This is a genomic window from Maridesulfovibrio sp. (genome assembly GCF_963677005.1).
Taxonomy (GTDB): domain Bacteria; phylum Desulfobacterota; class Desulfovibrionia; order Desulfovibrionales; family Desulfovibrionaceae; genus Maridesulfovibrio.
Genome location: NZ_OY781616.1, coordinates 1,148,535 through 1,172,045 on the forward strand (window position 1 = coordinate 1,148,535; position 23,511 = coordinate 1,172,045).

The following is a 23,511-nucleotide window of genomic DNA, read 5'->3' on the forward strand; positions in this document are numbered from 1 at the left end:
ATTGTTGTTGCCTTTTCAATTGATCTGACACCGGATTCCAACAGCTTCGGTCAGGACGGTAAAAATGCAGCACAACGAATGCGACCTGATCATCAAGGGTTCATACATTCTCACGCAGGATGAAAACAGAACTTTAATTGAAAACGGCGCCGTGGCGGTCTGCGGCAGAAAAATTGCCGAGGCAGGCCCGGACAAGGAAATAGAGCGCGACTGGAAAGCCGAAAGCGTGATCGACACCGGCAAGTCCGTGATAATGCCGGGACTGATTAACGCACATACGCATGTGCCCATGACGCTCATGCGAGGGGTAGCGGACGATCTGCCGCTGCTGGACTGGCTGCACAACTACATGTTTCCCATTGAATCAGGACTCACAAGAGAACTGGTGGAACTGGGGGCAATGCTGGGCTGTGCGGAAATAGCCGCTTCCGGGACTACCGCTTTTCTTGATGGATATATGTACGAAGACGCGGTCGGGCGGGCAGTTGATCAATCCGGCCTGAAAGCGGTTCTGGGGGAAGGTTTTTTCAAATTCCCGTCCCCGTTTTTCAAAACAGCCGAGAAAGCCTGGGATACCGTTAAAAAACTTGATGACCTATTCCACGACAACCCACGCATCAGGACTGCCGTAACTCCGCATGCGGTTTTCACCACCGATCCGGACCAACTGGCAGAGAGCATGAAACTGGCCGAGAAGCTGGGGCTGCTCTGGCAGATACACGCGGCCGAATCCGTGCCCGAAACGAAACTGACCCTTGAGACCTTCGGTAAACGTCCCATTGAAATTCTTGCCGAATACGGTCTGCTGACCGAAAGGACCAGAATTCACCATTGCGTGGATGTCACCGCTGACGAAATAGAGCTGATCCGAAAATCACGGGCACAGATTTCGCACAACCCGCAAAGCAACCTGAAACTGGGGTCCGGCATATGTCCGGTCACAAAATTCATTGCGGCCGGGATCAACACCGGACTGGGAACGGACGGAGCGGCCAGCAACAACAATCTGGACATGTTTGATGAAATGCGCACCGCAGCCCTGCTTCAGAAGGGATTTCTCAGGGACCCCGAAGCCATGCCCGCCGGCACTGTTCTGGACATGGCAACAATCAACGGAGCACGTTTTCTCGGTTTTGAGGATACAGGATCGATAAAACCGGGATTCAGCGCGGATATTATCGCCGTGGATATGGACAAGATGCACCTGAAACCTGTATACAATCCGCTCTCGCACGTCGTATACAGCGCCGGAGGTCAGGATGTGGCCCTGACTGTCTGCGACGGAAATGTTGTCTACCGAGACGGAAAACATATGACCCTTGATGTGGAATCCATTTCACGGGAAGCGGAAAAGGCCGTAAAATGGGCCTTGAAGCGACTTGGTTGAGTCGGTAATATCCGATTCACAGCCAGCCGGGCAGTTTTTTTCCTTGACAACATAGGCAAACACTGCATAGGGAAATGTGCTTTTCACAAGCAAATTGAGATAAACAACGCTTGCTCGCAAGCGACTTGCCAAACAGGAGGCGCTACATGGCTAAGAAGAATGTAAAAGTACACGCACTTGAAGGAGCAGAAATGACTGCCGAAGGTCTTTCCTACAAAGGCGTAATCATGGAACCCGTTGTAGAAAAGTGTGACGGCTGCGAACGCACCGTAGAATTCGATGGACAGAAATACTGCCACAGCTACGCTCAGCCCGCTCAGAAATGGGCTCACAGCGTTTGCAACTTCGCAACACACGTACGTGCCGGTGTCGACAAAGAAGGTAAGGTCAAGGTCAACCCGCTTAAAGCATCCAAGCGTGCTGCACGCGGTCGCTAGTCTGTCATTTCAGGCAAGTCGCCAGCCTAATCCTGCCTGGAGAACAGTTCTTGAACTGGTTTTCAGATGATTAATTTCGTGTATAATGGGAGCCGGACTTGTTCCGGCTCTTCGCTTTGGTACGTCCAGACCAAATTCAACTGCAACCATAAACCCGATCCGCAACCGGAGGCACCACAATGCCCACAAGCCTTCTGGCAAAAATTGACCAAATGGAAGACGAAGCAGTAGAACTGCATGCCAAACTTGTTTCCATACCTGCAATCGGTCCCGCAAACAACGGAACCGGAGAAAAGGACAAAGCAGATTTCCTCACCGCTTATCTGAAGGAAAAAGGATTCGGTGAAGTAAAGTCCTACAATGCTCCGGACGACCGGGTTGAGTGCGGATACCGCCCCAACCTGCTCACCGTCATCCCCGGACAGGACAGTTCCAGAACCCTGTGGATCATCTCGCACATGGATGTTGTTCCTCTGGGCGACCTCAGCCTCTGGAAAACAGACCCGTTCACCATGGTCCGCGAAGGAGACGCTCTCTACGGCCGCGGAGTGGAAGACAACCACCAGGGCCTGGTCAGCTCCGTCATTGCCGCCCGCGCTCTGCTCGATGCAGGCGTAACTCCGGGAATCAACCTCGGACTTATATTCGTATCCGATGAAGAAACCGGAAGCGAATACGGATTGGAATACCTGCTCAAGGAACACGAAGACCTGTTCAGGAAAAACGATCTCTTTCTCGTTCCTGATTTCGGATCACCGGATTCCACTCTGGTGGAAATTGCCGAAAAATCCCTCATCTGGCTAAAGGTAACGGTCGAAGGCTCCCAGTGCCATGCCTCTACCCCGGAACAGGGCGTCAACTCGCTTGTTCCTGCGGCGGCTATGATCATGGAAATTCCGGAACTCAAATTTCAGTTTGATGCCGAAGATGAACTTTTCACTCCCCCCTACTCGACTTTCGAACCCACCAAAAAGGAAGCCAACGTAGACAACGTCAACACCCTGCCCGGCAAAGACGTATTCTACATCGACTGCCGGGTTCTGCCCAGCTACGATATTTCGGAAGTTATCGAACAGGTTAAAGGTATGGCTCAGTATGTGGCGGAAGAGTACGGCGTCACCACAAAAGTGGAATCTGTGAATAAGCATCAGGCCGCTCCCCCGACTCCTGCTGATTCCGAAATAGTTGAAAAAGTGCTTTTCGCTATCAAGGAAGTTTACAACATCGAAGCCAAACCCGGCGGGATAGGTGGTGGAACAGTGGCTGCCCATCTACGCGAAAGAGGTTACCAGACCGTAGTGTGGGGAACTCAACTCGGCCAGGCGCATCAGCCCAATGAAACAGGCTCGGTGAAGAACACCCTCGGTGATGCCAAGGTAATGGCTCTGCTGCCTTTTTAATCAGGATAATCCTGAATTGTCTCCGACGGCCCTGCCGGGAGCCTTAAACCCTTTGAAAAGGGTTTGTTACACTGTCGCTATCTCTAAGACTCGCGGAAAGACCGCTCGCCTAAGAGCTAGTGCAAGAATCCCAAACTTTTTTGATAAGGCTTCGCCGCTTCATATGGCAAAACTTTATTTAAACAAACTGTCAATGCAATATGTTGATTAGGGTTTCCAAAGGGGATTATCCCCTTTGGCTGCCAGAGGCGAAATCAAAATATCATAAGCGCAAAGCGCATCAAATTCAGCCTCTTAAACGCACTTCATGCAGTTAAGGAACTAGCCCGGTATGATCAGAAAACAGCCGCCACCGGAAATATTCGACCTCATTGTGGCAGGGGCCGGCCATGCAGGTTGCGAGGCGGCAATGGTCGCTTCCAGCCTGGGTCTTAAAACCCTGCTCCTGACCATCAACGTGGATCGCATCGGGCATCTGTCCTGCAACCCGGCCATCGGCGGGCTTGCCAAGGGCCACATGGTCAAGGAAATTGACGCTCTTGGCGGCTACATGGGGCAATGGGCGGACAAGGCCGGAATCCAGTTCCGCATTCTGAATACGCGCAAAGGCCCGGCAGTCAGGGCCAGCCGCGCTCAGATAGACCGCAATGAATACATGCGTGTTGTCCAGAAAGATGTTTTCTCGCAGGAAAATCTCTGGGTCCGGCAGGACATGGCTGAAAAACTGATCATTGAGGACGGACGTGCCGCAGGCATAGTGACCGGTATCGGAGAGAAATTCCTGTCCCGGTCCGTGCTGCTCACAACCGGAACTTTTCTGCAGGGGCTGATCCACATCGGCCTCGAAAATTTCAGCGGCGGACGTATGGGCGATCCCGCTTCCATGGGCATGTCCAGAAGCCTGGAAGAAGCTGGGCTCACTCTGGGCAGGCTGAAGACAGGAACGACTCCGAGGCTTCTCAAGGACTCCATCGATTTCGATCGCCTTGAAGTGCAGAACGGAGACAATCCTCCGCAGCCGTTCAGCTTTCGAACTTCCGAAATTCCCATGCCGCAAGTGCCCTGCCACATCACCTACACGAACGAAAAAGCGCATGAAGCCATACGCAGCGGTTTTGAACGCTCTCCCATGTTCACAGGTGTGATCAAGGGCACCGGAGCTCGCTACTGCCCGTCCATTGAAGACAAGGTTGCCCGTTTTCCGGAAAAAGAACGGCACCAGATTTTCCTTGAACCGGAAGGATACGAAAGCCCGGAAATATATCCCAGCGGGATTCCCACCAGCCTGCCGCTTGATGTACAGAAACGGATGATCAACTCTATCGAAGGGCTGGAAAAGGCCCAGATAGTACGTCCGGGCTATGCCATCGAGTACGATTTCGTCCCGCCCACCCAGCTTTTGCCGACACTGGAGACAAAAGTTCTGCCCGGCCTGTATCTGGCAGGACAGATCAACGGCACATCCGGTTACGAGGAAGCTGCTGCACAGGGACTCTGGGCAGCTTGCAACGCATTCTGCAAACTGACAGGACGCGACCCGTTCCTGCTTTCCAGAGATCAGGCCTACATTGCGGTACTGGTGGACGACCTTGTCACCAAGGGCACGCTGGAACCGTACCGCATGTTCACTTCCAGAGCGGAATACAGGCTGCTGCTGCGCGAGGGCAATGCCGATCTGCGCCTGACCGCAACAGGCAGGGAACTAGGACTGGTCAAAGATGACCACTGGACCATGTACAGCGCCAAAAAAGAGGCTCTGGACAAGGTCCTGACAGCCCTTAACGACATCAAAATCAAACCGGACGCCGCCACCAGAGAGACGCTGGAAAAGATCGGCGGAACCCCTCCCGGAAAGTCCGTTCCGCTGGCAACAATACTGCGCCAGCCGGAGCTTGGCATTGAGGACATGAAACACTTCTGGCCCGATATCGAAAATTACGGACAGGATGTTCTTCTAGAAGCTGAAACACAGGTCAAATACGAAGGCTATCTTGTCCGGCAGCAGGAACTGGTGGAAAAATTCCGGCGTATGGAGTCCGTAGCTCTACCGGAAAATCTGGACTACTCCGAAGTCTCCGGGCTCACCCGCGAGGCAGTGGAAAAACTCACCAGAGTAAGACCGCTCACACTGGGGCAGGCCAGCAGGATATCCGGGATTACTCCGGCGGCAGTCTCATCCATAGAAATTCATCTGAAAAAAACAGGCGTTCTCTAGGTACGAATTTACAGACAGCCCTTTAAAAAACTTATGCTTTCCAATTTGATAAAATAAAAGTATAAATAATAAAAGGCTGTTGGTAAAAAGCACCTTTCCCGGACCGAAAGTCCGGGTGCTGTTGCCCGAAAAAAACAATCATGAGGCAGAACCGGCCAGGTTCCTCCTCTGCCTTTCCTGTGCGGGGCGGGAAGGAAAGATTACCTGAAAACGGTTCAATAAAGTTGGAGCGCGATTCGGGAATCATGACCGCCGGTTCGGGTGGATACGCCGGCTCATTCAAAAGGATTGGCACCCATGGCAGTAGATCAGGAATATATGTACAAGGTCCTGAGGGGATTCGGCGACACCGGACTCCCGCAGGAAACCGTAAACATGCTGCTGATGCTGGGTTTTGCAATCCTGACCATAGCCGCAGGGATACTCTGGTACAACAACCGTGAACTCAAAAGAAAACTGCACAAGGTTCCGGTAAGCTGGCTTACTGATCATGCAAAGGTCTTCAAAATTCTCGAGACTGCTCTCCTGCACCGTTCAAAAATCGACCTCAGTTTCCATTCCAATTCAGAAAAAAGAAGGACCATAGCGTGTTCTATTGCCGATGTGCTTGATGACAGGCTGGTGCTTGAAATCGGCGCAAGGGACGGCATCGGCAAAAACTGGATCGGCAGGCAGGTTTCCGGTTTTTTCCACATACCGGCCGGGAAAACCGGCAGTGTAATTTTTTTCAATTTTTCTTCTACCATAGCGGATATAGTTCCCAAGGGAAGTCAGTACATTAATATCAATCTGAATTTTCCGGAATATCTGGAGCAGACGCAAAAAAGGGAATTCCTGCGCATCGCACCGGCCTCACGCCACTACGATTACGTGAACATCATACCGGACACCAAGCAGGGGATGAAGGCCGGACTTAAATTTCTGTCCTCCTTCGGTGAATACTCCCCCGGATTCATGGGCGGAAAGGAAGCCAGTGTCTTTTTATCCGACATTTCAGGCGGAGGCCTTTCGCTGGAACTCACACACATGAACACCAAAAAGGCCCTCAGGTTCAAGCTCAAGAAAGGTAACAACTTTCTTGTTCTGCTCGGGCTTGTGGACACCGGCAACCGAGGCATTGTCCGCCACCTGTTTGTCTGCAAAGTCCGCCGGGTATATATCGACCCCACTCAAAGCAGAGCCCAGATAGGACTTTCATTTGAAGCCAGTTTCAAGGGCTATGACGAAGACACCCAAAAACCGGTCTGGGAAAGATTCACACAGGGCGGCTGCCCTGAAATGGATGACTGGACTTACAACCTCTACCTTGAACTGTACCGCGAAGGGACACAGTAACGGTCCGATTGTAACAGTTGCATATGATTGTTGACACGATCAGTACATAATACGTAGTTATAAACCATAATTAATTTTATCCATCACCAACCCCGAACAATCAAAAAAGGAGAAACAGAGTTGGACGACGGTTCAGAAGGCCGATTGTGGGCCAAAATGGTCAATATTTTCAAAAAGACCGACTCTCCTCTTGAAGAACATATCCTCGAAGCAAGTGAAGATGGCGAAATCAAGGGTGAAGTCGTTTCCATGCTGCTCAACGTCCTTGAACTCAAGGATACCGAAGCCCATGAAATAATGATCCCCCGTACCGATATAATCGGTGTGGATGTGGAAGAAGGGCTCTCAGGACTTGCGGAACTGATCATCGAACACGGACATTCCCGTGTTCCCGTATACCGGGACACCAAGGACAAGATTATCGGAATAGTCCACGCCAAGGACATAATCGCCCCGCTCCTGCACGGACAGACAGCCATTTCCCTGGAAAATATCATGCGTACCCCTTTCTTTGTATCCGAAAACATAAAGGTTAAAACGCTGCTCAGGGAATTCCAGACAGGTCACGTGCACATGGCCATTTTACAGGATGAATACGGCGGAACATCCGGTCTCATCACCATGGAAGACGTCCTGGAAGAAATTGTAGGCGATATTTCTGATGAGCACGATGCCGAACGTCCCTCGGACTTTGCCAGACTGGACAGCGGAAGCTATCTTGTGTCCGGCAGGGTGCCGCTGCACGAAATTTCCGACAGACTCCACCTGCACCTCGATTCCGAACATGTCGAAACAATCGGCGGATACATGTCCGAACTCACCGGAAGAATTCCACATGTAGGAGAATTCCTGAATATCTCGGGATTTAAATTCACTGTCCACGAAGCAGATGCCAAACAGATCATATCCATCCTCATCGAACCTCCTGCCGGAATATAAAATGCCGCTGATCATCCCGGTTATCATTGCGGCTGTTTCGGCCGGATTGGGCTATCCCAATCCTCTTTATCATCTTCCTGCGGCAGCCCTGGGATTTCCCCTTGCTCTGGGAATGATCGGACTCTCGGCCCCGACCCCGCGCAAGGCCCTCAAACGAGGCTGGATAGCCGGTTCCACAGCCAGTATTGCGGTCATGTACTGGATCGCTTATCCTGTCGGAGTTTACGGAGATATACCATGGGCTCTAGCCCTGCCCTGTCCGGTTCTGGTCGGCATGGCTGTCGGCACCTATTACGGAGTCTATTCGTATTTACTGCACTATGCGATGAAGACAATGCCGCCACTGGCGGTCTGCCTGTTCAGCGCACTTTTATGGACAACGCTTGAAACGGCTCAGGGAATATTGCTGACCGGTTTTCCGTGGATGGTTCTGAGTTCGGCTTTTTCCTTTCGGCCGGAATGGATACAGGGCGCGGCCTTCATCGGTGCGTACGCCCTTTCCGGTGTGCTCGCATCCATAACCACTGCAATCCTGTACTGCCGTAATTCTCATTCTCCCAAAATGTGGGCTCTGGCTGCAATCTCCGCAATTCTGATACTGGGGGGAGCGCGCACCGTGCCGGAACGGTTCAGCACACTGGCACGGACCGGAAACGCTACCATAGGAATAGTACAGGGAAACATCGACCAGGCGAGCAAATGGGATGCAAAATACAAAAAGACCACTTTTGATAAGTATCTACGTCTGAGCGAAAAACTCACCCCGAAGGCGGATCTGGTCGTCTGGCCTGAAACCGCCATGCCGTTCTACATTCAGGATCACGGACTGATGCGGGCCATGCTTTTCAACTTCGCCAGCCGCACCGAAACTCCGATTCTTACCGGTGCTCCGGGCTATATAATGCACAGCCGGGATTCATTTTCCCTCTACAACAGGGCCTTTCTGATCAAGCCGCATACCTCGGAACTTTCGTGGTACGACAAACACCACCTTGTCCCTTTCGGGGAATATGTTCCGCTCAAGGACTTTCTGCCGCTGCAGAAACTGGTACAGGGAGCAGGAGATTTCATTCCCGGCAACGACTGCGCCCCGCTGCAAAGCGGCAGCCTTGCGATGGGAGTGCTCATCTGTTATGAAGGAATCTTCCCGGAACTTGCGCAGGAACGGGTGGCCAAAGGAGCCAACCTGCTGATAAACATCAGCAATGATGCATGGTACGGCAGAACATCCGCCCCGCTCCAGCACTTGGCGCTTGTCACTCTGCGTGCGGTGGAACAGGGCCGGTATATGATCCGCTGTACCAACACCGGCATATCAGCCTGCATCGACCCTCTGGGAAGAATAAGCGAAAGCACCGGCCTCTTTGTCGACTCGGCGGAATTGACACACCCGGTACTTATGAGCGGCAATACATTTTTTCATGCGAACTACATGGTGGAAACAGTTACGCCCCCGAGCCTCACGGGTATCATGATTTGCTGGATATTCCTGATCATCCGCAAAAGAAAGAAACAGGAATCATAAAGTTACAGGACTGACCGGAAAAAAATCTGCATAAAACGGAACAACTAGCCGGGACAGAGCACCGGAACAGGTCGACAAATTATTTTCGTTCAACGTCAAGAATCAAAGGAAAGAAAGCCACAGTATGCTTCAGTTTTCAGATATAAAATCACGGGCTCAGGAGAGCATGGAAAAATTCGAAACCCTCTGGGGGCGTCTTTGACCACGCTCAGAGCAAAGAGCGCCTTGATGAAATAGAACACGACCTCAGCAAACCCGGTGCATGGGACAAACCCGATGAACTGACGCCTGTCCTGCGCGAAAAAGCGGTCCTTGAAGAAAAAATAGGCTCATATGATGCCCTTTCATCTACCAGAGATGATGTAGAAGAATGGCTGCTTATGGCTGCTGAAGATCAGGATCAGGAAATACTTGAAGCTCTTTCGGACAACGTGGAAAAGCTTTCGGCAATGGTGGAACAGATTGAGCTTGCCGCCCTGCTCGCCGGTCCCGAAGACAAAAGCACGGCCATACTTGAAATCCATCCGGGTGCCGGCGGGCTTGAATCCCAGGACTGGGCGGAAATGCTTCTGCGCATGTATCTGCGCTGGTGCGACAAACGCAATTGGAAGACCAGCTACCTTGATTACCAGCCCGATGACGAGGCCGGGATCAAGAGTGTGACTCTGCGGGTCGAAGGACTTTACGCCTACGGCTTTCTAAAGGGTGAAGCAGGCATACACCGCCTGATCCGCATATCTCCGTTTGATGCATCCGGCAGGAGGCACACCTCGTTTGCCTCGGTGGACGTTTATCCGGAAATCTCTCAGGATATCGAGATTGAAGTGCGGGACGAGGATCTGCGTATTGACGTATTCAGGGCTTCAGGCCCCGGCGGACAGCACGTCAACAAGACCAACTCCGCAGTGCGAATCACCCACCTGCCGACCAACATAGTCGTGCAGTGCCAGAATGAAAAATCGCAGATCAAAAACAAGGAAACGGCAATGAAGGTGCTCAAATCCCGTCTCTACGAGCAGGAGCTCAAGAAACAGGAGGAAAGCAAGAAAGCGGACTACGCAACAAAGGATTCAATAGCTTGGGGAAGCCAGATACGGACATACACCCTCCAACCATACAGATTGGTCAAGGACCACCGCTGCGGAGCTGAAGACGGGAATGTTGAAGCGGTTCTGGACGGAGAACTTGACAATCTGATCAGAAACTACATGCTCCACGCATACGGCGGAGAAAATGAGCGCTGAATACATTGCTGAAAACGAGGCATGCCTGCTTGAAGAGTTGCTTTCTGTTCGTGACCGCTTCTGCAAGGACAACGAAGCATGTTCCGAGACCGCCGATGCGGACGGACTTGCGGTAATGAAGCTTTGTCCGGGCATGACTCTTGAAGCATGGGAAATTCTGGCTGAACGCCACGGGCTGAACGACTGGATGACGTTGCCGCTGGACAGAAACGCCGTGCCTCACCTCAACCATGTACAGCATGTTCTGCAGGAACTTTCATATAAGACTGACCATGACCCGCTGACCGGACTTTCCAACCGCAGAGCATTCGAAAGGGCTCTGGATCAGGAAATGGAGCGCTCGCGCCGCCACAAGACGCCCCTTAGCCTGGCCATTCTGGATATAGACAATTTCAAGTCCGTAAACGACACCTGGGGGCACCTCAAAGGGGATGAGGTGCTTATGAATTTCGCCGAAATGCTTTCGCACCGGGCAAGAAGATACGACATTGTTGCCCGCATCGGTGGCGAGGAATTCGCCGTTCTGCTTTCCGGAGTAGGACTTTTCAAGGCCAAGCAGCTCCTGCAGAGAATTCTTGAGAAAACAAAAAGTCTGGTCTTTTCCACACCGGACAACAAAGAAACTTTTTCCGTAACCTGTTCAGCCGGGCTGGTCTGCTACAAAGGCATTGTAATCAGCAACACAAACGATCTGATAGACAAAGCGGACAAGGCTCTTTACAAAGCCAAAAGCAGCGGCAAGGATCGAGTCTGTACAGCGGATGTTCTTGATTACGAAGCTGTGAGCAAGGAAACTCTCGTGCACGCCAACGAAAAAAAATTTCTATTTACGGGTAAATAAAGGACGGTTCTTTCATGATAAATGCCAACAAGACAATGAGCCTTGCGATTATGAGCGGAAAAGGAGGCGTTGGTAAAACCAACCTGTCCCTTAACCTGTCCTATGCCCTCAACACCGGGGGCAACAGTCTGCTGCTCATGGACTGCGATCTGGGACTTGCCAACCTTGACGTCCTTCTGGGAATCTCCCCGGAAAGCAATATGCAGGATCTGCTGATCAGCGGGGCCAGACCTTCCGATATCGTAATTCCCATAGAAAAAGGCCGCAGGTTCGACATTCTGCCCGCAGCTTCCGGGGTTCCGGAACTCGTCGAAATGGACGAGGACATGCAGGAAATGCTCTTCAGCAAGATTACCGATCTTGTGGGCAGTTACCAGTTTCTGGTTCTGGATCTCGGCGCGGGCATAAACGGAACCGTACTTTCCTTCGCGGCCATGGTGCACTCAAGAATCGTTGTCATCACCCCGGAACCTACTTCGCTGACAGACAGTTATGCCCTGATCAAGGTTCTGAATTCACAGCACGGGGTCAGCGATTTTCACATCGTGGTCAATCAGGCATCATCCGCCAAGGAAGCAAATGAGACCTTCAACAGGCTGAATATGGCCTGTGAAAAATTCCTGAATATTCAGTTGAAAAATATGGGTTTTGTGCGCTATGATCCCAACGTTACTGAAGCGGTGAGAAGACAGATACCGTTCATCAAATTTGCCCCGAAATCCGATGCGAGCAGAGATATTTTAAATATCGCAGTCAAAATTCAGAAAATACGCATGGACAACATGGCCAAACTTGCTGAACAGCCGATCATAAAAAAATTTCCGATTCTTGCCGACTAATTGCTTGACGAAAAGGACAGCTTTTCGGCATGGTTGTAATATTGATGGCCAAACATGTGAAAGCCACAACAAACACGACGCGGGAGATAAGAATGAACAAAAGCGAACTGATCAAGAGTCTTGCGGAAGAGAAAGGTCTGCACGTCGACGAATCTGCTGAAATAGTGGATGCTTTTGTCGATGCCATCAAGGAAGCCCTTATCCGCGGTGACAGGGTCGAAATCAGAGGCTTCGGAAGTTTCAAGATGAAAGAATACAAAGGTTATACCGGACGCAATCCCAAAACCGGAGATGTAGTGGACGTAACTCCCAAAAAACTGCCTTTCTTCCGTCCGGGTAAAGAATTGAAGGAATATCTGAACGCTTAATGCGACTGATCATATTTGCGCTTATTTTCCTTGCCGGTTTAGGTGGCTCTGCCAATGCCTATGCCGGCAGGGATGTATTATTATCTATTGTTGACACGGCCAATACCTTCGGGACAGTAAATCCCTGCCCCACGTGAGGACACAAGACCATTGGCGGACTGGCCCGGAGGGCCGGATATTTCGAGGACCTGAAAAAGGTTCTCAAAAACGATGTGCTTGTGCTTGGCGGTGCTTATGAGTTTCTGCCGACATCTGGCGAATATGTTCCCGAAAACAAACAGAAAACTCTGCCTGAGGCTTTCCTGAAACTTGATTATGATTTAGGAATCCTGAGCCCGGCAGAAAAAGATTTTCTCAAGAGCAGTCCACGGGGTATCCCTCCCAACTGGATCGATAGCCGGGAAATGAAGGTTGTTGAAAAAAAACTGCAGGACGGCAGTACAGCGGCAATCATCATACTTCCATACCTGGAAAAAGGCTCGAATGACATCCCGGATGATATTGTCGACAGTGCGGAAAAGCTCTTTGAGGAATACAGAAGCAAATGCGATATTGTTATCGCCATGAGCTCCTGGGGTTATTTCAGAGAAAAGAAATTTCTCGGTTCCATCGGGGTCACCGAAAATCCTCCGGATATTCTTCTGGGGAGCGGCGACGGACCGGGGATGACCGGCAGTCTTGCCGCGCAAGGCAGGACTTTGTGGGTTCGCAGCTACCCCACCGGAAAGGCGGTCAACCGGATCGATATTTTTAAATTCCCGACGCGAGATCCCGGATTCAAATGGGTTTCCGACGAAAACGCAAAATGGTTCCTGCAGACTTTGCATCAGAATCAAAGGGAAGATCCGAAAGTAGCCGAGCTGCTGGCTGATATTGTGGATGAAAAGTAATAGGATTAAATCGGAGGCAAACAATGAGTTTCCAAGGAGCATTAACTGCTCTGGTCACTCCGTTCAAGGACGGAGCGATTGATCAGGACGCATACCGCGAACTGATCGAATGGCAGATTGAACAGGGGATCGACGGTCTGGTTCCATGCGGAACGACCGGCGAAGCGGCAACAATGACCCACGAAGAACAAGGTGAGGTTATAAGAATCTGTGTTGAGCAGGTGAAGGGACGCATTCCCGTCATCGCCGGTGCAGGTTCAAACAATACTAAAGAAGCCGTAAACCTGACCCTGCTCGCCAAAAATGCGGGCGCCGATGCCACCCTCCAGATAACACCCTATTACAATAAACCGACTCCGAACGGACTGATTGCTCATTTTAAAACTCTGTCTGAAGAGGCTTCCATGCCCTTCATTCTTTACAATGTACCGGGCAGAACAGGACTGAATGCTCTGCCGGAAACCATTGCCAGAATTGCAAGAGAAGTTCCGGACGTAATCGGTGTAAAAGAAGCTACCGGCAACCTGTCCCAGGTTTCCGATGTGATCGAAAAATGCCCAGAAGGATTCACGGTGCTTTCCGGTGACGATTTCACCGTACTGCCCCTGCTTGCACTGGGCGGTCACGGAGTAATATCCGTTGTCTCCAACATCATGCCCGATGTAATGTCCGGCATGTGCGCAGCCTTCCGTAACGGGGACATCAAGAAAGCTCAGGAACTGCACTATAAAATGCAGCCCCTGAACCGGGCCATGTTTATTGAGACAAACCCCATTCCAGTCAAAACAGCACTTGGAATGATGGGCAAGCTTGAAACATCCTTCAGGCTGCCCCTTGTCCCGCTGCTTCCCGAAAACGAAAGCAAGCTTGAAGCAACGCTCAAGGAAAACGGGATCATTTAAGCGGTCAAAATCAAAATCACAAAGAAAGCCCGCTCAGTAAACTGAGCGGGCTTTCTTATTCCTGCCGATCGGCTGAACAATTAATCGAGACCGACTTCAGGAGCAATGCCGGTAACGGCATCAATAGCAATTGCAAAAAAATCACCCAACTCCAATCCAATCCTGTCACATTCCTTGATGATATCTCTGTTCACGCTGGCGGCAAACGCCTTTGACTTCATTTTCTTCTTCAGACTCTTGGGAGTCATGCCCGACATCTTTTCGGGTCTCATCAAAGCATTTGCATGGATAAGGCCGGTAACAGTCTCGCCGCAACGCAGTGCAAAATCAAAATCTGTCTGCGGAGCAACTCCGGTCATCTCCCCGTTGTGCGCACGGATGGCCTGCACGGCTTCATCCGGCAGCTTTCCATCAAGCATTTCAGCGGATACAAGCCCGTGCTTCTCCGGCTGCGATGCCGTGCTGCTGTAATCGAGGTCGTGCAGCAGCCCGGTGATGGACCACAATTCCTCATCCTGCCCAAGCTTGCGAGCCAATGCGCCAAGCACAGCCTCGGATTCAAGTGAATGCTGAATAAGATTTTCCTCGGGAACATTGGCCTTGAGAAGCTCAAACGCTTCATCACGTGATATCATTTTGACAACTCCTAATTATTTAAAATCAATACAAGTGGCAAAAAACAGTCCGCCCTTCCCCAACCTCAACACTCTCAGGTGGCTCAGATGAACAGATATCCATGGCCCTGGGACAACGCGGGTGAAATGGACATCCTTCCGGCGGCGAGATGGGGCTGGGCATATCTCCGGGAACAATGACATCCCCGCCGGGGGCAGACGGATCGGGAATCGGGACTGCGTCCAGCAGTATACGCGAATACGGATGCAGCGGTTCCCGGTACAAAGCTTCGGCAGGTGCGACTTCCATGAGCTTGCCGAGATACATGACCGCTACCCGGTCACTGATATGACTGACCACCGAAAGATCATGCGAAATGAAGACGTAACTCAAACCGAACTCCTTCTGGATCGACTTGAGCAGATTAAGCACCTGAGCCTGCACGGAAACATCAAGAGCGGAAACGGGCTCGTCACAGATTACAAGGTCCGGATTCATGGCAATCGCCCGGGCGATTGCCACCCTCTGCCGCTGACCTCCGGAAAATTCATGCGGATAACGGGAAGCATGTTCCGGGCGCAAACCGACCTGCTGCAGCAGTTCGGAAACCCTGTCCTTAATCTCTTTCCCGGTTCCCATATGATGAATGCGCAAACCTTCCGAAATAATTTTCCCTATCTTCTGGCGCGGATTTAATGAGGAATACGGGTCCTGAAAAACCATCTGCAGCAATCCGCCCTTTTCAGCGGAACTCCACTCCGAAAGAGGCTTACCCTTAAAAAAGATTGTCCCGGAATCCGGTTTTTCCAGCCCGGACAAAAGCCGCGCAAGCGTGGATTTGCCGCAACCGGACTCCCCAACCAGCCCGAGAGTCTCGCCGTTTTCAACCCGCAGGGAAATACCGTTTACAGCCTTGACCGTTGCCTTGGACATAGACAGGAGCCCGCCGCTTACCGGGTAATGTCTCTTAACATCAGCAACTTCCAGAATAAATCCGCTCATTTCATATTGTCCTTTCCTGCGTCCCAGGAATGCAGCCAGCAACGGACACTGCGGCCGTTTTCCGTAATCAATTGCGGCTCCTGCTCCCGGCATAGATCAAAGGCATGTGCGCACCGGGGATGAAAACGGCACCCCTTGGGGAGATTGGTCAGAGCCGGAACATTTCCGGGAATGGGGGTAAGTTCCTCACGGCTGCCGAGCCGGGGAACGGAAGCAAGCAACCCTCTGGTATAGGGATGAAGCGGGTCCTTGAAAAGATCATTCAAGCCTGCGGACTCGACAATCTGACCAGCATACATGACCGCTACACGCGAAGCCACCCGGGCCACCACTCCGAGATCGTGAGTGATGAGCATCAGTGATCCGTTCATCCGGTTCCTGAGGTCATTCAGTAATCTGAGAATCTGGGCTTGAATGGTCACATCAAGCGCGGTTGTCGGCTCATCGGCAATGAGTATTTCCGGTGAGCAGACAAGAGCCATGGCAATCATGACCCGCTGGCGCATGCCCCCGCTCAGTTCATGCGGAAAACTGTTTATCCTTTTCTGCGGATTGGGAATGCCGACCAGCTTCAAAGCATCAACAGCGGCCTCTTCAGCCTCATGAGCCGAAACACCCTGATGCAGCCGCAAAGTCTCGCTTATCTGATCGCCTATTCTGAATACAGGGTTCAGCGAGGTCATGGGCTCCTGAAAAATCATGGAGAGACTGTTGCCGCGAATTTTCTGCAATTCCTTTTCCGGCAGCTGTACCAGATCCCTTCCGCGGTACAGAACCTGTCCACCGGTTATTCTGCCCGGAGGGTCCGGAACCAGTCCCATTATGGAAAGTGAGAGAACCGTCTTGCCGCAGCCGGATTCCCCGACCACTGCCAAAGTTTCTCCTTGCCCTAACTCGATACTGGCATTATCCACAGCATTGACAACTCCGCCCGGAGTTGCGAACGAGGTGGTAAGATTCCTGATTTCTAAAATTGGTGCGGTCATAAACGCGAGCCGTAACTATGTGTATGCTTTAATTGATTAGCTGCAATGCTGGCTGAACCGGACATGTGAATACGTACAGACAATGCTTCACGGTTCATCTTTCCTCAGCAAAGTAGTAATTGAGATAACTGAAAAATTCAATCGACTTCGGAGAGTGTCAAGTGGACAAGATCGCTGTAATCGGAGGAGGGCTTGCCGGGTGTGAATGCGCAATGCAGCTCGCCAAGGCAGGAATACCCGTCGACCTGTATGAAATGAAGCCCGAAAAATATTCCGAAGCCCACACCATGCCGGGTCTGGCCGAGCTGGTCTGCTCAAATTCTCTGCGCTCCGGCGAACTGAATACCGCCATCGGGATTCTCAAACATGAACTGGTAGAACTTGATTCCGTAATAATGAAAGCGGCAATGGAATCCCGCGTACCGGCCGGTTCCGCCCTGGCTGTTGACCGTGAAATTTTTTCAAATATAGTCACCGGGCTGATAGAATCCAACGAAAACATCACCGTTATCCGCCGTGAAATAACTTCCATAGACGACCCGGAACTCGCCGATTACGCCAAAATCGTAATAGCTGCCGGGCCGCTGGCCTCCCAGCCGCTTACGGAAAGCCTCATAAGCCGAACAGGCGAAAAACGGCTCTATTTCTATGACGCCATAGCCCCCATCGTCAGCCGTGATTCAGTCAACATGGACACGGCCTTCTACGGTTCGCGCTACAAGCCCGAAGACGATGATTACCTGAACTGCCCCATGACCGAGGAGCAGTACTATGCCTTCCTCAAGGAACTCAAGACCGGCGAACGAGTCGTTCCCCGTGAATTCGAAAAGGAAATCCATTTTGAGGGATGTCTGCCCGTAGAAGAAATGGCTGATCGCGGTGACATGACCCTGGCATTCGGACCGCTCAAACCGGTGGGCCTCATTGACCCGCGCACAGGCGAACAGGCCTTTGCCGTGGTCCAGCTCCGTGCCGAAAACAAAGACAGAACCGCCTTCAACCTTGTCGGCTTTCAGACAAAGCTGAAATACCCGGAACAAAAACGCATCTTCCGCATGATTCCCGGACTCGAAAACGCAGAATTCCTGCGCCTTGGCTCAATTCACCGCAACACCTACGTAAACGCCCCGGAAGTGCTGGACGAAAACCTGGCCCTCAAAACGGATTCACGCATCCATCTGGCCGGTCAGATAACCGGAGTGGAAGGATATCTGGAATCCGCAGCCTGCGGGCTCTGGGTGGGGCTCATGCTGGCAGAACAGTCCAAGGGACACAATCTCCCCACTCCGCCTGCGGAAACTTCACTGGGTGCCCTGCTAGGCCACCTGCGCGAAAAGAAGAAAAACTTCCAGCCTTCAAACGTTCAGTTCGGACTCATGCCGGACCTCAAGAAACGGGCTCCCAAACGCATGCGCAAAGAACTCTACGGCAAGCGTGCCATGGAAGTCTTCGCCGAGTGGAAAGAAAAGAATTTTTAGCAATTTTGATGCGCTTCGCGCTTGTAATAATTTGAGTTCGTCTCCGACGGCCTCGCGGGGCGCCCTGCCGGGAGCCTTAAACCCTTTGAAAAGGGTTTAAGAATCCCAAACTTTTTTGTTTAGGCTTCGCCGTTCCACACGACTAAATGCCATTAACATTCAACCAGTTATTAGAACAACAAGCTAAAGACCAAGCATAGGATTAATAAGACATTCGTACAAATAAAAAGCTACTAATATCAAAAAAAGCCCCTGCCGGTAATTTACCGACAGGGGCTTTCATATTTCATATAGCTTCGCCTCACGAAGCTGCGAAGCATCGTTAAAAAGTTTTTGAAGAGTCCAGAGAAACTTTTTCCCAAAAAGTTTCTTTGGCCCCCGGAGGGGCCGCCGGCAGGCAACACCCTAAGGGACGCCGGTAGGCAACACCTTAAGGGGCGGCCAGCAACTCCATTAATACAGATTAAAAGGTCTGCTTGAACAGGTCTTCGCTTGAACCTGACCCTCCACTGCCGGAATCTCCGTCCGCACCGGGGGTTGTTCTGGTCGGCTGCGTTCCTTCCTTGAATGGTAAAAAGAAGGACTCTGCGGACGATGGCCCTGCCAGCAGTCCGGTTGATGCGTCAATTTTCGCCATAACTATACCTTCGGGCTGGGTGAAGTCCGTGTAGGGATAGTCATTTTCAACCTGTTTGCGATAGGAAACCCAGATAGGACTTGCCGCACGCGAACCTGTTTCCCACTTGCCCATGGGGGTAAGCTGGTCAAACCCGACAAAAATACCGGTAAGCAGATAGGGTGAAAATCCCATGTACCATGCGTCCTGTTCGTTGTTGGTTGTACCGGTTTTACCGGCAACGGGCCGTTTAAGGACCTTGGCGCGCCAGCCTGTGCCGTGCTGAACAACTTCCTTGAGCAGACAGCACATTATGTAGGCCGTCTGGGGGCTGATAGCTTCGGTCACTTCGGGCTTGGACTCATAGAGGAGATCTCCCCAGGGGCTGTTCACCGAAAGAATCATCCGGGCTTTTACACGCGTTCCGCCACGGGCAAAAGCGGAATAGGCTTCGACCATGTTCAGCAGACTTACGGAGGCGGACCCCAGTGCCACGGACAGGTCCTGCGGGAAATCGCTTTCAAGCCCCATGTCCTTAGCCCGTTTTATTATCTTGTCGATGCCGAGTTTGCGGGCCAGCCTGATGGTAACGAGATTTCGTGATTTCACCAACGCGGTACGCAGCAGGGTCGGTCCGTAGAAGACACCTTCAAAGTTTTCCGGCTTCCAGAGCTTTCCGGCTTCCATATCCGTATAAACGAAAGGAGCGTCCATGAGGATTGATGCGGGAGTAAACCCGTTATCCATAGCTGTGGAGTAGACTATGGGTTTGAACGCCGAACCGGGTTGCCGTCTGGCCTGAGTTGCGCGGTTGAACTGGCTTTCGGAAAAGGAATAGCCGCCTACCATGGCAAGGACTTCTCCGTCCTTGGGGTCCATGGAGACAAGTGCACCCTGTACAATGGGTTTTTGAACCAGCGAGACCTCCCAGCTTACATCGCCGAGAGTATCGGTATCAGGGTCGACCTGATTGAAATTGACTTCACTGCCGTCCTTGAAAAAAGCCTTGTCGAGCTTTGCCCATACAACATCACCTTTATTGAGAACTTCCGTGGCGTCCTTTTTGGGACGTACTTCATCATGTGCTTTTTTCACATCAGGGGTGCGACACCAGCCCATGCTGGTAACCGGCATTACCGCAGCGTATTTGTTGAATTTTACCTGTGCTTCCTTTTTGGAGACCTTGGTAACCAGTACCTGGACCCATTTTCCGGGACGCAGTTGCGACTCAGGAATAATATCAGAGGCCAGAAATTCTGCATATTGCTCAGGTTTGAGCTGCTTGAGAGGACCTCTCCATCCACGACGAAAGGTAGAATTTTCAAGCCCTTCCTTAACGGCCTCATCCGCAGCATCCTGATGCTTGATATCGCAGGAGGTGTAGACGTTCAGTCCACCTGTGTAGACGGTTTCCTCTCCGAATTTATCCACAAGCCAGCGGCGAACCTCCTCAAGAAAGTAAGCTCCGTGCTTCCATGAAGGATCTTCCATACTGCCGTAGACAAGAGGCTCGTCAACGGCTTTGTTGTATTCTTCGCGATTAACCCAGCCGTGTTCGTACATCTGGCCCAGCACATAAAGCTGACGGGCTCTTGCCTTTTCCGGGTGTTTGTAGGGGTCATAGCGACTGGGAGCCTGCGGCAGTCCTGCCAGCAACGCACATTCCGCAATGCTGAGCTCACCGACATGCTTTCCGAAATAAGTCCTGGCCGCAGCTTCTACCCCGTAGGCTCCGGCTCCGAGATAAATCTGGTTCAGATAGATGGTCAGGATTTCATCTTTTTCAAGGTAGTGCTCAAGGCGAAAGGCCAGGATGGCTTCCTTAAGTTTACGCTTGTAGCTTTTTTCCGGGGACAGAAGCAGCCTTTTGATGATCTGCTGGGTAATTGTACTGCCGCCCTGAGTCCTTGCGCCGGTTTTCATGTTGGCAACGAATGCACGGGAAATGGCCGTAAGGTCGACTCCGTCATGTTCGTAAAAAGAAGCATCTTCCGCCGCAAGAAAAGCCTTGGGCAGAAAAGGGCTCATTTCGTCCATGCGTACCAGAAAACGTTTTTCCTTATAAAAATACCCCAGAACTTTCTTATTTCTGGTGTAAACGGTAGTTACCAGCGGAGGGTTGTAGTCGGTTATATTCTTGAATCCGGGCAGCTCGCTGGAAGCCCAGAAATAAAGCCCGGCCAGCGATGCTATTCCGAGGATACCGATCACAAGCAATACGATCAGTGAAATCTTATAAACTTTTTTCATTTAAGGAACTCGGCAATTGACGGTATTCGTTTCACTTTCAGGCGCAATGTAGAGGCGCCGCACGCTGCTATTCACCATGCGGAACAAATCCCCATGCGGTTCTGAGCCCGGCATGCAGCTGCCGGACCTTCGACTGGGAAGTTCCCAGCGCCCCGAACAACCTGGACGGGGTCTTATTTTCATGCCTGGCAAGGCATCGTTCTATTTCAAGCAGGCTTATCCGGCCCCGCTCATCTATCCAGAAAGGGAAAAGACGGCAGTAGAACGGCCTGGCCTCCACGGGAATGCGGCACCCTTCGGCACCGAGAAAGACACATTTCCCGGAAGAGTCCACCGCCAGCCTGTAGTGCATACCTCCGGGAGGAAACACTTCCCGTACAGTTCTGCGCTGATCCGGAAACAGCCTGAGCAGATTTTCAATAAAAACGGCGGTGTTCGGTTGCAAAACGAACCCGCCGGAATAGGGAACGCACTCGCGGATGCGTTCCCTTTCAAAATCTGAAACAGGAAAACAGACCTCTTCGAGACCCGGAGTTATTTCACAACATGTGGGTCCCTTGGCGGCACAGCGTGCGCAGACAAAAGGATCCTTCATCAGATGAGCACTCCATGTGATCGAAAATTACTTGTTTTCGTCCTCAAAACACATCTTCCCGTATCCGTTGCAGGGAGGAATAGGATAATCACCGTTAAAACAGGCCAGACAGTATGAATCCTTGTCTCCCACAGAACTGAGCAATCCATCAATAGAAAGATAGTGCAGAGAATCAAGGCCGAGGAAACGTGCGATTTCCTCTTCTGTGCTGTTGGCGGCAATAAGCTCTCCCTTGGAAGAAAAGTCAATCCCGTAATAGCATGGGTAGCGGATAGCCGGGCAGCTGACCCGCATATGGATTTCACGGGCACCCATCTCGCGAAGTTTCTTGATTCTTGTGCGGGTGGTGGTGCCGCGTACAATAGAATCTTCCACGATCATGATTTTTTTATCCTTGATCATAGATTTTACCGGGTTCAACTTCACACGCACGCTGAAATCACGCATGTCCTGAGAGGGCTGAATAAAAGTTCTGCCGACATAATGGTTGCGGATCATGGCCAGCTCGAAGGGAATGCCGGACTCCTGCGAATAGCCGACAGCCGCGTAGTTACCGGAATCAGGAAAAGGCATTACAAAATCAACATCAACCGGCTTTTCGGTGGAAAGGACTGCACCCATTTTCTTGCGCCGTTCGTAGACTACTTCACCGAAAACAGTGGAGTCCGGACGGGCAAAATAAATGAGTTCGAATATGCACTGACGTCTGGGGATGGATTCACAATATGTGTATGATGTGAGCTTTCCGTCTTCCACCACAATCATTTCACCGGGATTGAGGGGACGTATTTCCTCGGCATCAATCAGATCGAAGGCGCAGGTTTCGGAAGCAAATACATAGTTATCGCCGACACGGCCCATAGCCAGCGGGCGGAAACCATGAGGATCTTTTATCGCGATAAGCTTGTTATTGGCCATTATCAACAGCGAGAAGGCGCCCTTAACCTTGCGGCAGGTCTTCATTATGGCGTCTTCAATAGTATTGCCGTTCAGGTTCTTGGCAATCAGGTGGACAAAGACTTCCGAATCCATAGTGGTCTGAAAAATGGAGCCCTGAGCTTCTAGCTCTTCACGCAGTTCCTTGGTGTTTACGAGGTTGCCGTTGTGGGCAATGGCAAGGCGCAAATCACCGAAACGCACCAGAAACGGCTGGGCGTTCCTGATAAGAGAAGCACCTGTTGTCGAGTAGCGGATATGCCCGACAGCGATATCACCTTTGAGTTCCTTGCCGAGGTGACGCTCGTTAAAGACATCGGCGACAAGGCCCATGCCCTTCTGCTCACGGATACTGTCACCATCCCAGGTGACTATGCCGGCAGATTCCTGCCCGCGGTGCTGCATGGCGTAAAGGCCGAAATAGGTCATTCTAGCCGCTTCAGGATGTCCGTATATTCCGAACAGTCCGCAATATTCTTTTTTCATCTTTCCTGCTCTTGCATTGACTGCATGTTTAGCCTGCATATTGCATGATCAGACTTGAATTGCTGTTTTAACTATTACAATGAATAGCTGAAAGCAAACAAACCGGTTTTGGTCGTAAGGGTTAATTAATAAGGGAATAACTCCCTTTGGAATCCCTAATAATTAAAGAGGTAACATCGAAAGCAGTCACTAAAAAACCACTGGATAAGAAGCTCTTGAACGCCG

At 51.4% G+C, this 23,511-nt stretch carries 20 protein-coding genes; 14 read left to right on the forward strand and 6 right to left on the reverse strand.

What is annotated here, in order from left to right:
- Positions 1 to 64 precede the first annotated feature (64 nt).
- From ACKU4E_RS05360 to dapA, 13 genes are all read left to right on the forward strand, one after another.
- Positions 65 to 1,387, forward strand: coding sequence for an amidohydrolase (locus ACKU4E_RS05360; protein WP_320170050.1), 1,323 nt, complete (start codon positions 65 to 67; stop codon positions 1,385 to 1,387).
- Between the two features lie 146 nt (positions 1,388 to 1,533).
- Positions 1,534 to 1,824, forward strand: a complete 291-nt coding sequence (locus ACKU4E_RS05365) for a PxxKW family cysteine-rich protein (RefSeq protein WP_320170051.1) — start codon at positions 1,534 to 1,536, stop codon at positions 1,822 to 1,824.
- 179 nt (positions 1,825 to 2,003) lie between these two features.
- Positions 2,004 to 3,224, forward strand: coding sequence for a M20 family metallo-hydrolase (locus ACKU4E_RS05370; RefSeq protein WP_320170052.1), 1,221 nt, complete (start codon positions 2,004 to 2,006; stop codon positions 3,222 to 3,224).
- A gap of 331 nt (positions 3,225 to 3,555) precedes the next feature.
- Positions 3,556 to 5,439, forward strand: coding sequence for a tRNA uridine-5-carboxymethylaminomethyl(34) synthesis enzyme MnmG (mnmG, locus tag ACKU4E_RS05375; RefSeq protein ID WP_320170053.1), 1,884 nt, complete (start codon positions 3,556 to 3,558; stop codon positions 5,437 to 5,439).
- Positions 5,440 to 5,736: 297 nt separating this feature from the next.
- Positions 5,737 to 6,774 carry a hypothetical protein gene (locus tag ACKU4E_RS05380; protein ID WP_320170054.1) on the forward strand — a complete coding sequence of 346 codons (1,038 nt, stop codon included), beginning with the start codon at positions 5,737 to 5,739 and terminating at the stop codon, positions 6,772 to 6,774.
- Between the two features lie 120 nt (positions 6,775 to 6,894).
- Positions 6,895 to 7,713 (forward strand): hemolysin family protein, encoded by an 819-nt coding sequence (locus ACKU4E_RS05385; protein ID WP_320170055.1) that lies wholly within the window; start codon positions 6,895 to 6,897, stop codon positions 7,711 to 7,713.
- 1 nt (position 7,714) lies between these two features.
- Positions 7,715 to 9,238: an apolipoprotein N-acyltransferase gene (lnt, locus tag ACKU4E_RS05390; RefSeq protein ID WP_320170056.1), complete on the forward strand. Its 1,524-nt coding sequence runs from the start codon at positions 7,715 to 7,717 to the stop codon at positions 9,236 to 9,238.
- Between the two features lie 124 nt (positions 9,239 to 9,362).
- Positions 9,363 to 10,482 (forward strand): peptide chain release factor 2 gene (gene prfB, locus ACKU4E_RS05395; protein ID WP_320170057.1). Its coding sequence is split into 2 segments (ribosomal slippage): positions 9,363 to 9,437 and positions 9,439 to 10,482, totalling 1,119 coding nucleotides; the frame shifts between segments, so codons are not numbered across the junction.
- Positions 10,472 to 11,323 (forward strand): GGDEF domain-containing protein, encoded by an 852-nt coding sequence (locus ACKU4E_RS05400; RefSeq protein WP_320170058.1) that lies wholly within the window; start codon positions 10,472 to 10,474, stop codon positions 11,321 to 11,323. The genes prfB and ACKU4E_RS05400 overlap by 11 nt, the downstream gene beginning before the upstream one ends.
- A gap of 14 nt (positions 11,324 to 11,337) precedes the next feature.
- Complete coding sequence (locus ACKU4E_RS05405; RefSeq protein WP_320170059.1) at positions 11,338 to 12,162, forward strand: MinD/ParA family protein; 825 nt, start codon at positions 11,338 to 11,340, stop codon at positions 12,160 to 12,162.
- Positions 12,163 to 12,254: 92 nt separating this feature from the next.
- The gene (locus ACKU4E_RS05410) at positions 12,255 to 12,530 is read left to right on the forward strand and encodes an HU family DNA-binding protein (RefSeq protein ID WP_324292990.1); all 276 of its coding nucleotides are present in this window, start codon (positions 12,255 to 12,257) and stop codon (positions 12,528 to 12,530) included.
- Between the two features lie 212 nt (positions 12,531 to 12,742).
- Positions 12,743 to 13,420: a hypothetical protein gene (locus ACKU4E_RS05415; RefSeq protein ID WP_320170060.1), complete on the forward strand. Its 678-nt coding sequence runs from the start codon at positions 12,743 to 12,745 to the stop codon at positions 13,418 to 13,420.
- A 23-nt stretch (positions 13,421 to 13,443) separates the two neighbouring features.
- Entirely contained in the window at positions 13,444 to 14,322 is an 879-nt protein-coding gene (gene dapA, locus ACKU4E_RS05420) for a 4-hydroxy-tetrahydrodipicolinate synthase (RefSeq protein WP_320170061.1), read from the forward strand.
- Positions 14,323 to 14,402: 80 nt separating this feature from the next.
- Here dapA and ACKU4E_RS05425 read toward each other — a convergent pair whose 3' ends face one another.
- The 3 genes from ACKU4E_RS05425 to ACKU4E_RS05435 are packed head-to-tail and all read right to left on the reverse strand — an operon-like array spanning position 14,403 to position 16,925.
- Positions 14,403 to 14,957, reverse strand: coding sequence for an HDIG domain-containing metalloprotein (locus ACKU4E_RS05425; RefSeq protein ID WP_320170062.1), 555 nt, complete (start codon positions 14,955 to 14,957; stop codon positions 14,403 to 14,405).
- Positions 14,958 to 14,982: 25 nt separating this feature from the next.
- Positions 14,983 to 15,939, reverse strand: coding sequence for an oligopeptide/dipeptide ABC transporter ATP-binding protein (locus ACKU4E_RS05430; RefSeq protein ID WP_320170063.1), 957 nt, complete (start codon positions 15,937 to 15,939; stop codon positions 14,983 to 14,985).
- A complete protein-coding gene (locus ACKU4E_RS05435; protein ID WP_320170064.1) occupies positions 15,936 to 16,925 on the reverse strand; it encodes an ABC transporter ATP-binding protein in 990 nt (329 codons plus the stop codon). Before ACKU4E_RS05435 ends, ACKU4E_RS05430 begins: the two co-directional genes overlap by 4 nt.
- 161 nt (positions 16,926 to 17,086) lie before the next feature.
- On the opposite strand from ACKU4E_RS05435, the gene trmFO reads away from it, so the two are divergent.
- Positions 17,087 to 18,403, forward strand: coding sequence for a methylenetetrahydrofolate--tRNA-(uracil(54)-C(5))-methyltransferase (FADH(2)-oxidizing) TrmFO (trmFO, locus tag ACKU4E_RS05440; protein ID WP_320170065.1), 1,317 nt, complete (start codon positions 17,087 to 17,089; stop codon positions 18,401 to 18,403).
- Positions 18,404 to 18,866: 463 nt separating this feature from the next.
- Here trmFO and ACKU4E_RS05445 read toward each other — a convergent pair whose 3' ends face one another.
- From ACKU4E_RS05445 to purF, 3 genes are all read right to left on the reverse strand, one after another.
- The gene (locus tag ACKU4E_RS05445) at positions 18,867 to 21,269 is read right to left on the reverse strand and encodes a PBP1A family penicillin-binding protein (protein WP_320170066.1); all 2,403 of its coding nucleotides are present in this window, start codon (positions 21,267 to 21,269) and stop codon (positions 18,867 to 18,869) included.
- 67 nt (positions 21,270 to 21,336) lie between these two features.
- Complete coding sequence (locus ACKU4E_RS05450; protein ID WP_320170067.1) at positions 21,337 to 21,864, reverse strand: zinc/iron-chelating domain-containing protein; 528 nt, start codon at positions 21,862 to 21,864, stop codon at positions 21,337 to 21,339.
- Between the two features lie 27 nt (positions 21,865 to 21,891).
- A complete protein-coding gene (purF, locus tag ACKU4E_RS05455; protein ID WP_320170068.1) occupies positions 21,892 to 23,286 on the reverse strand; it encodes an amidophosphoribosyltransferase in 1,395 nt (464 codons plus the stop codon).
- Positions 23,287 to 23,511: the final 225 nt, after the last annotated feature.

Excerpts from the sequence above, each read along its gene's own strand:
- ACKU4E_RS05360 (WP_320170050.1), top strand. The coding sequence starts at position 65 with ATGCAGCACAACGAATGCGACCTGATCATCAAGGGTTCATACATTCTC.
- ACKU4E_RS05425 (WP_320170062.1), bottom strand. The coding sequence starts at position 14,957 with ATGATATCACGTGATGAAGCGTTTGAGCTTCTCAAGGCCAATGTTCCC.
- purF (WP_320170068.1), bottom strand. The coding sequence starts at position 23,286 with ATGAAAAAAGAATATTGCGGACTGTTCGGAATATACGGACATCCTGAA.
- mnmG (WP_320170053.1), top strand. The coding sequence starts at position 3,556 with ATGATCAGAAAACAGCCGCCACCGGAAATATTCGACCTCATTGTGGCA.
- ACKU4E_RS05430 (WP_320170063.1), bottom strand. The coding sequence starts at position 15,939 with ATGAGCGGATTTATTCTGGAAGTTGCTGATGTTAAGAGACATTACCCG.
- ACKU4E_RS05365 (WP_320170051.1), top strand. The coding sequence starts at position 1,534 with ATGGCTAAGAAGAATGTAAAAGTACACGCACTTGAAGGAGCAGAAATG.
- ACKU4E_RS05445 (WP_320170066.1), bottom strand. The coding sequence starts at position 21,269 with ATGAAAAAAGTTTATAAGATTTCACTGATCGTATTGCTTGTGATCGGT.
- ACKU4E_RS05410 (WP_324292990.1), top strand. The coding sequence starts at position 12,255 with ATGAACAAAAGCGAACTGATCAAGAGTCTTGCGGAAGAGAAAGGTCTG.
- ACKU4E_RS05435 (WP_320170064.1), bottom strand. The coding sequence starts at position 16,925 with ATGACCGCACCAATTTTAGAAATCAGGAATCTTACCACCTCGTTCGCA.
- ACKU4E_RS05405 (WP_320170059.1), top strand. The coding sequence starts at position 11,338 with ATGATAAATGCCAACAAGACAATGAGCCTTGCGATTATGAGCGGAAAA.
- ACKU4E_RS05370 (WP_320170052.1), top strand. The coding sequence starts at position 2,004 with ATGCCCACAAGCCTTCTGGCAAAAATTGACCAAATGGAAGACGAAGCA.
- ACKU4E_RS05450 (WP_320170067.1), bottom strand. The coding sequence starts at position 21,864 with ATGAAGGATCCTTTTGTCTGCGCACGCTGTGCCGCCAAGGGACCCACA.
- dapA (WP_320170061.1), top strand. The coding sequence starts at position 13,444 with ATGAGTTTCCAAGGAGCATTAACTGCTCTGGTCACTCCGTTCAAGGAC.
- ACKU4E_RS05400 (WP_320170058.1), top strand. The coding sequence starts at position 10,472 with ATGAGCGCTGAATACATTGCTGAAAACGAGGCATGCCTGCTTGAAGAG.
- ACKU4E_RS05380 (WP_320170054.1), top strand. The coding sequence starts at position 5,737 with ATGGCAGTAGATCAGGAATATATGTACAAGGTCCTGAGGGGATTCGGC.
- lnt (WP_320170056.1), top strand. The coding sequence starts at position 7,715 with ATGCCGCTGATCATCCCGGTTATCATTGCGGCTGTTTCGGCCGGATTG.